Here is a 14705-nt window from a genome sequence, read left to right on the forward strand (position 1 = left end):
AACATGTCTGGGTCAAACCGTCGCGTGATCGTGCTTGGCGCACTCTCGGCCATGGCGGAAGCGACCTGCCGCATGCTCGCGGAAGAAGGCGCTCAGCTGGCGTTGCTCGGCCGCGATGCGGAGCGCCTGGACACGGTGGCGCGCGATCTCAAAACGCGTGGCGCTGCCGGCGTGCATGTGTTCGCACGCGATTTGCTCGACACGTCCGACACGCCCAGCGCACTCCAAGCCGCGGCTGACTCGATGGGCGGCGCCAATGCCGTCCTCATTTTCTACGGTGTTCTTGGCGATCAGAACCGCGCCGAGACGGATCTCGAGGAGGCCCGGCGCATCATAGCCGTGAACTTCACCAGCGCGGCGGCCTGGTCTCTCGCCAGCGCTGATTTGCTTGAGCGTTCTGGCGGTGACGGCGCGGTTTTGGTTGGCGTCAGCAGCGTGGCCGGCGACCGGGGACGGCGATCGAATTACGTTTACGGGGCGGCCAAAGGCGGCCTTTCCATTCTGCTGCAAGGCATCGCGCATCGCTTCGCGGCCAAGCCGGGCGGCGCTCGCGCGGTAACGGTGAAAGCCGGCTTCGTCGATACACCGATGACGGCGCATCTAAAAAAAGGACCGCTTTGGGCCACGCCACAACAGATCGCGCAGGTCGTCCGCCGCGCCATGGATCGGGGCGGGCCGATCCTCTATGCGCCGTGGATATGGCGTTGGATCATGCTCGCGATCCGGCTGATTCCCGATGCGGTGTTCAAGCGCGTGAATATTTAGCGGACTTCCAAAACCGGCGGCTAGGCCATGATTTGGGGCTTTCCTAGAACGAGCACGTCCTGGTGCCCGGCCCAGCCGCGTTCGGTGAAGCTGAAAACACGGACATCGGGAACGGCAAGCGCCATCTCCATCAGCGCCACCGGCGTGCTAAGCGATATGCCGTAGTCGCCTTCGATGTATTGCTGATGTTGATGACCGCGGAGGTAGCTGGCGTAGCCGTAACCAGTGGATTCGTATTCAGCGAGAATCGCACGCCACTTATCAGGTTCGATGTATTGGATCTCGGCGCCATTCGCGGCCGACCAGCGGCCATGCCACGTCGTGATCAAAATTCCAGTGGGCGAAAGCTGGCGCGCAAGATGCGCGAGCCAGCGTTCGGACATGGTTTTCGACAGGTGTGTGAACAGCGAGCCCACCCAGATGCAATCATATTGCACGGGAAACGCCACCTCTTCCGGAATTTCCTTCGAGAGGATCGGGTGCGCGCCGAACTGCGACGCGCAGAACTGCAAGCCGGCTTCGTCGATGTCGCACGCATGGATCGCCGCGTCTGGAAACAGCTTTGTCAGGTGACGCAATATCCGGCCATGGCCGCACGGCATGTCCAGCACGGTGCGGACTTCGCTCAGCCAGCTGCCCACGCATGCGCTGTAGATGACCTGGGCTGCGCTATGGCCGACGGGGACATACCATTGGTTCTCCATCGACTCGACCGACGAGCGCGTCATATCGACATCGGCAACAAGGTACGCCCGATAAAGCTCCAAGAAATGCGCCGTGCGGGCGAGCTGTTGGGGCCTGCCGTCAGTGCTCATGTCACGTACTCCGAAACTCCGGTAACTCTCGGGCAATCCATCATGTAGCTCCGGCGCGCGCGGTCAGGAAAGCGCGAGATCTCACGGCATTCGCAATTGCCATGGCCGATCATAGGCTTGTGAGGCCGCCCTGACATCAGTAACACTGCGGAAGACAAGGGAGCCGAGCGCGCTGAGCGATCTGTGTGGGGGAGGATAGCGTGTCAAAGGCGCTCACGACCAAGACTGTGGTTTGGGACGAACTTCGCGCACTCCCCGGTCATCGACTTCTGATTGGCTTCATCATTGTCGCCGTTTGCTTGCGTTTGATTTTCTGGCTCTACACCGGCCGAACGTGGGAAGACGCGATCATCTCTCTCACTCCTGCTCGAAATCTGTGGGATGGTTTTGGGTTAACTCACCACGCGAGCGAACCGCGGGTACACAGTTTCACGTCGGGCCTGGGCGAAATTGTCCTCATCATCGGTGAGGCAGTGAGGGCCGGTCTAACTACGATGCGCGTAGTGAGCATTTTCGCCGCCGCGTTTGCTCTCTACTATGCTTTCCGCGTTGGCGTGATTCTATCCTTTCACTGGTCGGCGCAACTCTTGGTGCTCGCCTACTTGGCGGCAGATCACCTGCAAATATTTTTCGGCATGGGCGGCATGGAAACGCAGCTTGCGACCGCGCTCGTGCTTGCAAACGTCTATTACTATCTAAACTCCAACTGGACGAAATTAGGGATCGTCGGCGGACTTGCTGTGATCTGCAGGCCGGAACTCGGATTGTGGGGACTCATCCTTGGCGCAGCCATTGTTCTTTGGCATCGCCAAGCGTTCGTTAAGGTCGCGGTCCCAGCGATATTGATAGCCGGTGTGTGGTTTGGCTTTGCGGCGCTGTATTACGGCTCACCGATTCCGCACACGATTACGGTCAAATCTGGCGCCACTATGATCAATAACGACATTGGCCAGATCGCTACGTACCTATCTTCATTTTGGTCTCATATCGCACCCTTCCTGCAATTTTGGCAGGTGGGTGAAGCGCCAGTTCCAGAGATCCTATTGCAAGCTGTCGTGGCGTTGCTCTTGCTTCTTGGCAGTGCAGGCGCGGTACATGCCGCTCGGTTTCAACCGCGAATGTTGGCGGTTTTAGCGCTGCTGTTGGCCTTTTTGTTGTACCGCGCCTGGGGCAACGTGAACCCATATTTCATGTGGTACATGCCGCCTTTTGTTGCGCTGCTCTTCTTGTTTGCAGCCGCGGGAATTTCTTGGTTGGCGCAGAAATACACTTCCGCGGCCATCGGCATCGCGTGCGTGCTCGCGCTTGCCTATTCGGCGCCGGTTTTCCTGGCCATGCCGCTCGATCGCGCTCAACAACAAGTCATCGAAGACAATGTGAGAACACGAGTTGGCGCGCGGCTGAACGAACTCATGAGTGCCGATGACGCGGTTGTGCTTGAACCGGCGGGGTACGTTGGGTGGGAAATCCGACCGAAGACGATGTACGACTTTCCTGGACTGACATCCCCGAGAGCGTTCGAGGCGTGGAAGAAACATCACCACATGACTGGTCTAATCATTGAGTTGAATCCCCGCTTTGTTGTGCAACGTCCTCCGGAACGTCTTGAGTTTGAGGAGCGCGAGCCTGAGTTGGCTGCGAGATACGAGGCCGTAGAGACGTTTCGTGCTGAACCCGGGTTCCACCTGAGCAACGCGGGCCTATTGTATTGGCCCATTGATACAGAGTTCACGATCTATCGACGACGTGACGAGTGAGTTAGCGGAAACGGAGCGGCACCCCGTGCGTTATATTCGGTACGGCTCGGCCGTTCTCGTCCTGCTCTTCCTTTTGTGTGGCTTGGCCATCGCGCTCTGGCCGGAGCCAGCGCCGCGCGCCCTGGTTTCCTCCGAAGGGTGGCTCACGACCGATCAGATCGGACGCGTTGACGTCGGCTCGCTTCCCGAGACGATCCGGCAAACCCATCGCTCGCTTCAAAGCACAGCGTTCCGAACCTGGACACCTGAAAGCGGTGCACGGCGCGGCGAGGTCGTTTCACCGGGTTTTCAAATTTCGCCAGTCATGGCCGTGACCATCGCCGGATCCACCGCGACGGCCGACGGTGGGGCGTCGGTGAGCATAGTGTGCGACTCGCATACACAAAGCCTCCCCGTCTTTCGTGGCAACGTGAACACCCACTTCACAGAGGCCATCTTCGAAGTCGACGAAGGCTGGTGTCCGGGGGAAGCGAGACTCCAACTTCGCTCTCGAGAGCCTGGCGTAAACGTCGGTGTCGGCACCGTGGCGGAGGTGTCGCGCATTACGCTTTGGAAGCGTTCCGCGATCGGGCTGTTTCCTTTTCTTGTGCTCGCGTTCGTCGTGCTTGGCGCATTATCGATTGTTGGCGTTCTTGTCGCTCGCGCGGCCCGACTGACGATCCCCGCCGCGTTTGCTGGATTAACCACAATCGGCGTGGCGGGCCTTGCGACATTCCTAGCTTACACGCTGGGTCCGTCGTGGGATTATGGATCCGCACTTGCCATCTTACTTGTTTTGCTGCTGGGCGGGATTGCCGTCGCCCTGCCAAGGGCTCTGCGTCAAGCTGTGATCGATTTGAGTCCTGCCGGCGCAGTCTGGCTGTTGAGCGCAACGGCTTTCTTCTTTTTGAGCACGCTTGCCTACAACGGACTGGGACATTGGGAGCCTAACTACAGGTTCTCACCCGCCCATTGGTCATCGGATAACGAACTTCCCTGGATGTTCGCTGAGACCCTTCGACACAATTGGAACACTGAAGGCGTTCTCGGACCGTGGTCCTTCTCTGATCGCCCACCGCTCATGACTGGCGCTTTGCTATTGACTGCCGATCTTTTCGATCTGCTTCAAACTGGAAATGACGGAAACTGGTTGCGGGGGCCTGCACACAACACGTCCAGCATACTAATCAATACTTTGTGGGCCCCGGTCTTCTTCACCGCGGCCAAGCACTTGTTCAAGCTCGACACCAGGGTGGCCGCGCTCGCCACTCTGATCACGGCGATTATTCCGTTCTTCGTGTTCAACTCCATATACGGCTGGCCCAAACTCTTTGGCGCCGCCTTTGCTGGTGTAGCAATTTGGTCCGCGATTGATCGCAGAAGCAGTATTCCGATTTCGGATCGCGCTGTCGCATTCGGCCTCGCGTCGGCGCTTTCCATTTTGAGTCACGCTTCGAATGCGATCTTCCTGTTGCCCTTGGCTCTTTATTTTTTGCCATCGTTGCTTCGCGCGCCAAAGGCTTTGATCGGCGGCGTTCTTGCGGGCTTGGTGATGTTGGCGCCGTGGATCGCCTATCAGCACTTCATCCTTCCGAGCAACGACCCGCTGCTTAAATACGCGCTCACCGGCGACTTCGGATTCGCCGAGCCTGCTCGCACAACGCTTGAAAGCGCCCGCGCATTTTACGCACAGCTTTCCCTTGAATCGTGGCTTCAGACGAAAGCGGCGATGGCTGCGCAGCTGTTTTGGCCCGCTTCAACGCCGCTTTCACAACCGCCCATTCATACCCTCTTCGGGATGCACGGCGTCGATGCGCTGCGGCAGTGGGATTTCTATTTTCTCTCCGCCGGCAATGCGCTCTTGTTGGCGGCAGCTATTGTCAGCGCGTTCAAAGGTAGGCGCGACGACAATCCCATCGGCGCGCTGCTCTGCGTCACTGGATCGTCATACTTGCTTATCCTCCTCGTTTTCTTTCATCCGCTTATTCTGCATCACGCGCCCTATGGCGCGTTGATCGCACTCGCGCTCGCAGGATTCGGCGGACTGGCCGCATACGCACCGGGCTGGTTACGAGGAATCGGACTCCTTGCAGGTATCTATGGCGGTGTAGTGTGGGGGCTTTCTCCACTCCGGAGCGCGCTAAGTATCGATCTTATCGCAGCGCTCGGCCTAGCGTTTTGCCTTGGCGCGGCACTTTGCTCGACCCTGTCCGATTCACGCAGCACAAGCTCCGTCGAGGGATAGGACCGGGCGCCGGTTCGTTAGGCATCGCCGGATGCGGTGCGCCAGGAACCAGGTGATTGGGAGACGAATTCTCGGTCGCCTCGCGCATGCCTGATCTGCACCTTGCAAACCCCTGCGAACATCAAACAGGGTTGTTTTTGGGCGAATACAGGGGCTGGCGCAGGCGCTGTTGTTAGGCTAACCGAACGGTCGGTGCAGTTGCGGCGGGAAGACAGGAGCTTTCGAAATGACACGTCAGTTTGCGGCATTCGTTATGCTTGCGGCCCTCTCGGCCTGTGGCCAACCGGCCGAGCAAGCTGCGCCAGGCGAAACCAGCGCTCCGGTTTTTCGTACGGATGCCGACCTAGTCGCTGTGCCCCTCGACTCCATCATCGGAACCGCTGACGGCTTGGGCACGCAATACATCGAACAGATTTCACCAGGTGGTGGCGGTCTGCGCAGTGAACCGGGTCCCTCCGGACCAACGCCGACGATTGTTGCACCAACGCCGACGACCTTCACCGTTACGATACCGGCCAACAGTCAGGAATTCGTTGTTATGTATGGCATGTCGCCGGAGTCATACACCAATGGGGGCACGACCAAGGGTGCCTGCTTTGCCGTCGCGGCGGTTGAGATTGGTGGGCCAAGAGAGCTCGCGCAGCGCTGTTTGACGCCGGTCGAAACTTCGGCCGACCAAGGGTTTCAGGAGTTCGCGGTGCAGGTGCCGCCCGGCGTGACACAGTTCCAGCTTCAAACCACGCCAGCCGCACCGAGTGGCGAGCTCACGTGGGGATGGTCGTTCTGGGCCAATCCGCGCGCCAAATAAAGCCAAGCTGTCTGCGCGCACTAACAGATGCGCGCGCAGACATAGGTCTCCGTGAATTCGCCGATGATCGCGTGGTGACGATCGCTGAAGCGCACCACGCGCACCTCGAAGGCGGCCCAACCCGCGATCAATTCCGGAAAGTCATAGCCATATCGGAAGGTTACAATCGAGCCCTGCGGATTGATTGGATTACCGTGGTACTCCGGCTCTCGATAGAGCTCTAGTTCGCCATTCTCCAATAACCTTGCCGCCCGTTCAGTCCGCACGCCTTCTTTGTAGGTGGGCGCTGTGAAAATGTAGGCGCCGCCCGGTTTGAGGGTGCGCCAAATCTCCCGGAAGCATGCTTCGGGATCGTTGATGTGCTCCATCACGTCGAGCGACACGACGAGGTCGAATGCGCCATCCTCAAAGGTCTGCTTCTCGAGATTTTCGTTACGATAACCTTCAATCACGGCGCCAAGCGGAGCATCAGGCCGATATTGCGTGGGCACGTAATTGGCGCACTCCTGGGCCAATTTGCGCGAAACTCCGCGAAATTCCGGTGATGACTCATGGATACGCAAGGTGCGCCACCCCGGATGGAGCTCATTGAGCAGCAGCGCCACGGCGCGCTCGCGTGGGATTGACTGACACTTCTCGCAAAAAAGGTGATCACGGAACCACGCATGTTCGGAGTGAAACGTCGCTGGCGCCTCACAAACCGGGCAGTACCCTTGCAAGGAAAGCATCGCGCCCCGCTTCCCGCCGCTTCAATCGGCGGTTGCCGTAACATCGCCAAGTACGGCGAATAATCAAGTCTGAGCTACGCCACCTCTGAGCGACATCAACTTCGCGTCGTTCGCCACGGCGGCGTGATTGTGCATTTCCGCGAAAAATTTCGGCACGATTTCCGCTGGCGTTCCGTAGCCGGCGACGGCGCCGCGATCGAGCCACAGCACCTTCGTGCAAACGGAATTCACGAGATCGAGCGAGTGCGTGGCGAGCACGACAATGCGCGTGTTCTGCATCATTGATGCAAGGCGCGTCTCAGCCCGCTCCTGGAACTCGATGTCGCCTGCGCCCAGCCATTCGTCCAGCACAAGAACGTCGGCGCGAATGGCCGTGCAGATGGCGAAGCTCAAGCGTGTCTTCATTCCCTCCGAGTACGTCCGCACCGGCAAGTCGATGAATGCGCCCAGTCCGGTGAATTCGGGAATGTCACGCTTGGCTGCGTTCACTTCTTCGGTAGTGGCGCCCAAAAGCCGGAGCGGCAACTCGATGTTGGCCGCTCCGGAAAGCTCGGGATTGACGCCCAAACCCTTTTCGATCAGCGGCACAACGCGACCCTCGATCGAAAGCAATCCCTCTTGCGCAAAGGCAAGGCCAGCCGCCAACCTGAGCAACGTCGATTTTCCCGAACCGTTGCGACCGATGAGTCCGAGGCGGTCATTGGGTTTCAAATCAAACGAGACATCGCGCAGCGCTTGCACATTCACGACGCCGGAATCCGCGCTAATCGTGCCGCCGCTCAGTTGGCGGAACAACGACGCCTTCAACGACCGGCCCGTCATAGCGAACACCGGATAGCGGAAAGAAATGTTGTGCGCGGTTACATGCACCATGACTGTCTCACAGCCACAAAAAGATGCGTCGCCGGCTGACCGCCTGTGACGCTATCGCCAACACGCCGGCGATGCCGGCAGTCCAGAGACTAAAGGTCCAGTTCATCGACGTCGGAGCGCTGCCGAGCAGCGGCGCCCGCACGATCTCGAGCAAATGGAAGAACGGATTGAACTCAAGCAGAGCGGTTTGCACCATCTCCGGCCGCGGCACCCAAAAGATCGGCGTCAAGAAGAACATCACCTGTAGGAGGCTCACAACAATCTGCGGCACATCGCGGAACCGCGCACATATCGGCGCCACGGCAATCGAAACCAGCAGGCCCAGCACGATGTAAAGCGCATAGCCAGGTAACGCCCACAACGCGAAGGGTGTCCATGGCTTTCCCAGAAGCAACAGAATGATCCCAACCACCAGCACGTTGTGCAACAGCACAACGATGTTGCGATAGACGATGCGAGCCGAAAGCAGCGGCGTGGGCAGCGATACGTTGCGCAAATGCGCCTCGTTTTCAATGACGGCCTGACAGCCCTCGCTAATCATGGTGGACAGAAATGTCCAAGCCACCATGCCGCAACCCAAATAGGTCAGGAATTCTCTGTACGGTTGCTGTTGGACTTGGGCGTAGAGAAAGCCAATCGACAGAACCATCACTGCCATGACTGCCGATATCCAGAACGGCCCAAGAAAGGACCGCCGATAGCGCATGGAAATGTCCTGGTTGCCCATCAGCAGCCAGGTGTGCCAGCGCGCAAAGATCGTCATAAAGTCGCGAGCCACGCCGTACAAAACACCCGCCTCCGTCCCCTGGCCTCGGCGGCGAGGTGTTGCATAAGCACCCAGTGAATTCAACCGAAACGCTGATAGTGATCAGGCGGCCTTCAACAGTGACCGCAAGTGCAGATGTCGACATCAAAAGAACTGGCAAGACTCGCTAGCTGGAACCAGAGCGACATAAAGAAAGCAGGACCCAGCTCACTTGGCCTTCAAACCGGCGCCGTTACTTTCGCGAGTTCGCCGAGACGCCAGGCCAACGCGCGCGCGAGGCCGTCGCTGAGCTCCGTGCGCGGCGTCCAGCCCAACTCAGCCTGCGCGCGTGAAATGTCCAGGACGCTTCTTGGCGCGTCGATGATGCGCGCGGCTTTCTCTGTGCGCTGGATCGGCCGTCCGACCGCCTCAGAAATCGCGCCAATCAGTTCGTTGAGGCTGTGGCCCCGCCCGCCGCCGATGTTGAAAACGCGCGATGGCCCGTCGTGCGACATAGCCGCTATGATCGCTTCGACGACATCGGCGACATAGACGTAGTCACGCACTACACTGCCGTCGCCCCAGACTTCGATAGGTTGGCCGGCGAGCGCCTTATCCATGAAAGCCGCCACGACGCCCTGCCCCTTCGCTGCTGATTGAAACGGGCCGTAGGGATTGGCGACGCGAAGCGCGCGATACTCAAGTCCATGCAAGTGACGATAAAGCGAGAGATAGCGCTCGATGGCCAGCTTCGACACGCCGTAGGCGGTGATGGGTTCGGGGGTATAAGTTTCAGGCGTCGGGATCACGTCTGGCACGCCGTAGATGGTTCCGCCAGAAGACACAAAGATAACCCGCTGCACACCGTGACGTCGGCATGCGTCGAGAAAATGCAAGGTTGCGACGACGTTGTTCATGACGTCCGCGATCATGTCGGTATTTGCGCTCGCGGGCGTAGATGCGCCCACGAGATGGATCACCGCGTTGGCGCCCGCCAGCGCGGCGTCGTAAGCGTCGGGGTCGGCAAAATCGCCTTGCACCCATTCGACGTTCTGCAAAGCGTCAGGCGGTGCGCGCCGACCAAAGCCGACCAAGCGACCGACGCGCTCCTGCAGCGCCAGGCAAAGGTTCGCGCCGATGAAGCCGCCTGCGCCAAAGACGGCACAGCGCGTCTGCAACAATGCGCTTGATTTCACAGTCAACGCCTGGCCTCGGCCATGACGGCCTCGATGTCTCGCGCTGGGAATTTTTGCGAGAGGTCGAATTGTTTGACCAAACGGTCGAGATAGGCAGCCGCCATGACTTTCGTCGCGGGCGGAACGTCGAACTCGGCCGCAATGAACGCCTGCATGCGTGCGATTTCAGCCAATTCATTGAGGCCAAACCGGGCGATGGTGACGCTGTCGCTGTGGCGTCGGTGGTTGTTCAGCGCAAGCGGGCTGTAATAGGCCTTGCCGTCGCGCAGGACGTTCACATAGACGCACCAATCGCCGGCAACGCGGTACTTCGCGATCTCAGCGCGCCAACGATTGAGCACCGCGCCAAGCGTCGAACGCGCGAACACCACCGCGCTCACGTTCGGAATTGTGTTCTTCACGGCCAGAGCATCGACGATCTCGCGCGCGCCCTCGCTGACATAGCCGGTGGCCCAGCGGGCCATGCCAAGTTCGGAGACGTACTGAAGGTAGTCCGACGCCATGACGTCGCCGCGTTGGTCGATCTGCTTGGATTGCGTGTAGCTGAGCACGACTTCAGGATCGGAGAACCCTGCGGTCGCATTGGCGAGGAATTCAGGCGCCGCCCAATCGTCGGCCTCCGCAATCCAAACATAGTCGCCGGACGCCTGCTCAACGCCCTTGCGCCACTGCGCAAACACATCGCCGGAGTTCTGCTTGTTCGGCACGATCTTGTAACCGATGTCGGTGGTTGCAAGCAGGCGAGCGGCGGCGTCCAAGCTGTCGTCGTTCGACGCATCGTCGAGAAAAATGATCTCGTGAGGCGGCAACGTTTGCGCCAGGATCGAACAGAGCCGCTGCTCCAAATAGCGCGCGTAATTGTAGTTCGGCACGATCACTGACACGCGCGGAATCGCATCGCCCGCCGCGCGCAAGACTTCGCCAACGTAACTGGCAAAGCCAAACTCGGAGCGAATGAGATCGCGCCCAATGAGGCCCATTCGGCCGCGCAGCGCGTCGTCGCCCAGCAATCGGCCCGCCGCTTCCGCAAATGCCAAGGCAGAGTCCGACGGCAAGGCGACGACACAGCCTTTCTCGACCAAATCTTCGACGCCACCGGCGCCGGACACCATGATCACGGGCGCCGCGGAGGCCAGCGCATCGAGCGCCGTGGACGGAAACGGATCTTCACGAGACGACAGCGCGTAGAGGTCCGCGCCCGCATAGAGATCGGTAAGATCGGGCGTAAAGCCGAGAAACTTGATCCGTCGCGCCGCTGGCCCAGCCTCGGCCAAGAGTGGTGCGCAGGCCTGATGCATCTCTTCTCTGAGCTCGCCGACCCAAATCGCATGCGCGTCATCGCGGGTTGCGATGAGAGCGAGCACCCAGCGCACAAAGATGTCTACGCCCTTGCGCCGATCGCCATATCCGACGCCCAGGACGATGCGGGCATTCGCTGGAAGATCAAGGCGTTCCTGCAAACGGCGTCGGGCCGCATCTTTCTCGTCTGGATCGCCCTTGCAATCGCGCTTGAACAAACCTTGCGGCAAGATGCGCGCATCCTGCCAAGTCAGATCAAGCGCCGCGCCGACGCGATCGCGTACGACGGTTGAAGGGAAGATCACCGCACGCGCGTGCTTATTCATCGCGCGCACGCCGTTCTCGAGCTTCATGTCGGCGATGATCTTCGGCAATTCGTGGATCAAGGCCACGCATTCCAAACCCGCCCGATCGAGATGCTCGGTCATCCACCCAGCCGCAGCGGAATTAACCAGCGCGGTGCTGTAGCCTTCCCTGGCCAGAGCCCGCGCCACCCGCTCGCCAGTTTCCGGCGTCACGTAAAGGAGCTTGCCGATGGATTCGAATTGCGGCGCGAGACCTCCCTCTCCGCACGTAATGGTCGCGATTTCGTAGCCGAACCGCTCCCGCAGGGTCCGCGCCATATTAAGTGCTAGGAATTGCGCGCCGTGCATCAACAGGTCGTGGACGACGACGACGACGCGCTTGGTTGGTGGCGCGAGCGCTTGGCGCGTCGCCTCAAGATACGCGTAGCCGTACGTTTGGTCAGGCTCCAGGTACGCACCTTCGGCCCACTCATTCCATGCGTTGATAAAGACCAGGCGCTCTTCGGGATTCGATACGCGCTGCCGCGTCTCCTCCACCGCGTTCGTCAGCCAGCGCCCATAAGCTTCAGGCGACGAGCTGAGTAGCACCGTGCCCTTGTTCTTGCGCCGGGCGGTGTTGTCCCAAGAGGGATTGACGCCGCGAAACAGTTTATAGGCCGGCGCCTGGTACGCCTCGCTTCGGCGCGCCAGCACCGTCCAATCGTAGACTTTGCCGTCGTAGTCCGCGCTAAGCGGCTCGGCGTCGATCAGCGTGAGGCCCATGTTGTTGGGCGGAAACTCGATCGCGGCATCGAAACCATACTCGGCAGGATCGGTGATCTCGAAGCTCTGAGTGTAAGCAAGGTAGATTTCGCCGACGCCATTCTTGCGGCACCATTCACGCCAACGCGCCGCCGTCTCACGCGCTGAGGGCAGCAGCGCCGGACGATAGACGAGTAGAACCGGCCGCGCGTCGATCCTGAAATAGCGCGGATTGCGCATATAGCCGGCGATCCATTTGATGAACGCTAGATCGTCAGTAGGCGAATGATCCTGTGCGATCAGGATTTCCTGGTCCAATCCGTCCCAACGCCGGCTCCAATTTTCGTTGGCCCAGCAGAGCAAGAACGGAAAATCGAGGTTTGGATCGTCAGCGAAAGCGCTGATTGGCTGTTCGAGCAGCCGTTTGCCGGCAAACCAATAGGCGTAGAAGCAAAACGCCTCGACCCCGTGCAGCTTCGCGAGCTCAGCCTGGCGGCGGCGCACATCTTGGTCTTGCACGAGATCGTAGTAGCCAAGCTCGCCCGGAACGCGTGGCTGATCGTGGCCTTTGAAGTGAGGAACCGCGGAGCGGACATTGGTCCACTCGGTGAAACCCTCTCCCCACCAAGCATTGTTTTCGGCAATTGCGTGAAACTGGGGAAGGTAGAATGCGATCGCGCGTGCACGCGCATCTGTCACCGGCGCGGAGGCCGTGAGATCGACGTACGTTGACGTGCGGGGCTCACCAGCCGTAGCCGTGGTCGCGGGCAAACTGGGCACATCCTTGGTTTGAGCCCAGGCGCGATACGTTGCGGTGCGCTCAAAGACCTGCGGCGCGCCACGAAACAAGCGATCGCGAAGCGCCTGCTTTTGCGGTCCATTCATCGGCAGAAGTCGCCAAACGGCCCGCGCCGCCAAAGACGCGCTGGCGCGTGCTGTCGTAACTGGACGCCGCACGGCGTTTGTAAGCACGCGCAGCGGCGCCGTTATTCGCCACGACGAACTGCGGCGCATGGCTGCAACGTCAGAGCGCTCGTGATCCAGGGCGGCTTCCAACTGCCTGGCATGAGTGGACCATTCATCGATCGCGCGATCGCGCGCCTCGTCGCGTCGTTTCTGCGCGCCCAGCGCGGCTTCCAACTGCCGGGCATGGGTGGACCATTCATCGATATCACGATCGCGCGCCTCATCACGCCGTTTTTGAGCCTCAAGCGCCGCTTCCAGCTGCCGGGCATGGGTGGACCATTCGTCGATGGCGCGAGCGCGCTCTTCGACTACATGCTGGACGGATGCCAGCGTGTTGGTCATTTCGCCAAGAGCGCGTTCGCGCTCAGCAAGTACCGCGCGCGCCTCACCCAACCGCTCAGAGACGCCCATCGCGTCCTTAGTGAGACGCTCGAACGCCGCGTCGCGTTTTTCCGACTGTGAGCGCACCTCCGCCAGTAAGCCTTCGAGCGCCGAGGCCTTCGCGGCAGACTCAGCGAGCGCTGCTTCCAGCTGACGGGCATGCATAGACCATTCGGCGATGTCCCTGTCCCGCGCTTGGTCGCGTCTCTCGGTCGTGTCCATGTATCGCAGGACCGGCCACAGCGCTTCGTAGTCTCTCCACATCCGATCCAGCGCGTCTTCTTGCGATGTGCTGAGCGTGGCGCCCGCTGCGAGCATTGACGCAATCCTATAGAGTTCAGGCAGGCAGGCGGGCGCGTCGGTGGAGCGCTCGACCTCGGTATCGGGCAACGAGAACCGCCTGAGACTGGATTCCAGGAAATTGCCTTCATAGTCGGCGAGCTTCTTTTTGTCCGGCTTCGGCAAGCCGAGCGCATCCGCTAGGCGAGTGAGCTGCTCTTTTGGATGCTCCAGCATCGCCGCATACGAGATGATCACCCGTGGACGACCGCGCGTATCGATGAGCGCGCGCAGCATGTGCTTGGTCCAAAGCAGCAGCGAACGCGGTGGCTGGAAGCCGTCGCGACGCTGCAGGGACGCCGCCACTTCAAGCGGGTTGCGCAGGGCGATGACGTATCTGTCATCTAACGAGAGGTTGGAAAATACTGGCCGCCAAAACGCCAGCAGGATCGATGTGCGCGGATCCTTGAACCCGAAGGTGGCTCCAGAATTCAGTTTGCTGGAAAGCAGACCCCGCGCCGCGTCGCGTTCGGCCCGCAACGCCGCGTTGAGATCCTCGCCATCCAGAGGCGCCAGGCTGTCGTAGCTGCTGCCCAGCCTTGCAAGAATGCCGTCGTTGAAGGCCGTGAGGTCGGCGTCTTCCCAAAAGCCCTTGTCGTTGTCGCCGACAGATGGGCCGAGGAGATTGTCGCCAAGATCGACGCCAAGCGTCGTGAGGCCGCGCGAAATGGCGCTAGTGCCTGATCGGTGCATACCGAGAACGGCGATTATTGATGTTCCCGACGACATTCCGCACTCTTGCCCGCCCGGGCCGCCTTATCCA

Annotated in this window: 10 protein-coding genes; 4 read left to right on the forward strand and 6 right to left on the reverse strand. The window is 60.1% G+C overall.

Annotated features, from left to right (window positions below; translation table 11 throughout):
* The first annotated feature begins 3 nt into the window (after positions 1–3).
* Entirely contained in the window at positions 4–765 is a 762-nt protein-coding gene (locus DSM104635_RS16840) for an SDR family NAD(P)-dependent oxidoreductase (protein ID WP_158767331.1), read from the forward strand.
* 20 nt (positions 766–785) lie between these two features.
* Here DSM104635_RS16840 and DSM104635_RS16845 read toward each other — a convergent pair whose 3' ends face one another.
* Positions 786–1580, reverse strand: a complete 795-nt coding sequence (locus DSM104635_RS16845; protein ID WP_158767332.1) for a class I SAM-dependent methyltransferase — start codon at positions 1578–1580, stop codon at positions 786–788.
* Positions 1581–1780: 200 nt separating this feature from the next.
* Here DSM104635_RS16845 and DSM104635_RS16850 point away from each other — a divergent pair, with 200 nt between their 5' ends.
* From DSM104635_RS16850 to DSM104635_RS16860, 3 genes are all read left to right on the forward strand, one after another.
* Entirely contained in the window at positions 1781–3337 is a 1557-nt protein-coding gene (locus DSM104635_RS16850) for a DUF8728 domain-containing protein (RefSeq protein ID WP_158767333.1), read from the forward strand.
* A gap of 25 nt (positions 3338–3362) precedes the next feature.
* Entirely contained in the window at positions 3363–5561 is a 2199-nt protein-coding gene (locus DSM104635_RS16855; RefSeq protein ID WP_158767334.1) for a glycosyltransferase family protein, read from the forward strand.
* Positions 5562–5787: 226 nt separating this feature from the next.
* The gene (locus DSM104635_RS16860) at positions 5788–6369 is read left to right on the forward strand and encodes a hypothetical protein (RefSeq protein ID WP_158767335.1); all 582 of its coding nucleotides are present in this window, start codon (positions 5788–5790) and stop codon (positions 6367–6369) included.
* A gap of 20 nt (positions 6370–6389) precedes the next feature.
* Here the strand turns inward: DSM104635_RS16860 and DSM104635_RS16865 are convergent, their stop codons facing one another.
* From DSM104635_RS16865 to DSM104635_RS16885, 5 genes are all read right to left on the reverse strand, one after another.
* Entirely contained in the window at positions 6390–6974 is a 585-nt protein-coding gene (locus DSM104635_RS16865; protein ID WP_228445733.1) for a class I SAM-dependent methyltransferase, read from the reverse strand.
* Between the two features lie 186 nt (positions 6975–7160).
* On the reverse strand, positions 7161–7970 hold the full coding sequence (locus tag DSM104635_RS16870; RefSeq protein WP_158767337.1) for an ABC transporter ATP-binding protein: 810 nt from the start codon (positions 7968–7970) through the stop codon (positions 7161–7163).
* 7 nt (positions 7971–7977) lie between these two features.
* Positions 7978–8748, reverse strand: a complete 771-nt coding sequence (locus tag DSM104635_RS16875) for an ABC transporter permease (protein ID WP_228445734.1) — start codon at positions 8746–8748, stop codon at positions 7978–7980.
* Between the two features lie 206 nt (positions 8749–8954).
* Positions 8955–9911 carry an NAD-dependent epimerase/dehydratase family protein gene (locus tag DSM104635_RS16880; RefSeq protein WP_158767339.1) on the reverse strand — a complete coding sequence of 319 codons (957 nt, stop codon included), beginning with the start codon at positions 9909–9911 and terminating at the stop codon, positions 8955–8957.
* Positions 9912–9913: 2 nt separating this feature from the next.
* On the reverse strand, positions 9914–14671 hold the full coding sequence (locus DSM104635_RS16885; RefSeq protein ID WP_158767340.1) for a glycoside hydrolase family 99-like domain-containing protein: 4758 nt from the start codon (positions 14669–14671) through the stop codon (positions 9914–9916).
* Positions 14672–14705: the final 34 nt, after the last annotated feature.

Origin of the sequence: Terricaulis silvestris (assembly GCF_009792355.1) — a bacterium.
GTDB lineage: Bacteria > Pseudomonadota > Alphaproteobacteria > Caulobacterales > Aquidulcibacteraceae > Vitreimonas > Vitreimonas silvestris.

What these genes read in the sequence shown, in the direction of transcription:
- DSM104635_RS16840 (WP_158767331.1), top strand. Translation starts at nt 4, where the DNA reads ATGTCTGGGTCAAACCGTCGCGTGATCGTGCTTGGCGCACTCTCGGCC.
- DSM104635_RS16845 (WP_158767332.1), bottom strand. Translation starts at nt 1,580, where the DNA reads ATGAGCACTGACGGCAGGCCCCAACAGCTCGCCCGCACGGCGCATTTC.
- DSM104635_RS16860 (WP_158767335.1), top strand. Translation starts at nt 5,788, where the DNA reads ATGACACGTCAGTTTGCGGCATTCGTTATGCTTGCGGCCCTCTCGGCC.
- DSM104635_RS16870 (WP_158767337.1), bottom strand. Translation starts at nt 7,970, where the DNA reads ATGGTGCATGTAACCGCGCACAACATTTCTTTCCGCTATCCGGTGTTC.
- DSM104635_RS16885 (WP_158767340.1), bottom strand. Translation starts at nt 14,671, where the DNA reads ATGTCGTCGGGAACATCAATAATCGCCGTTCTCGGTATGCACCGATCA.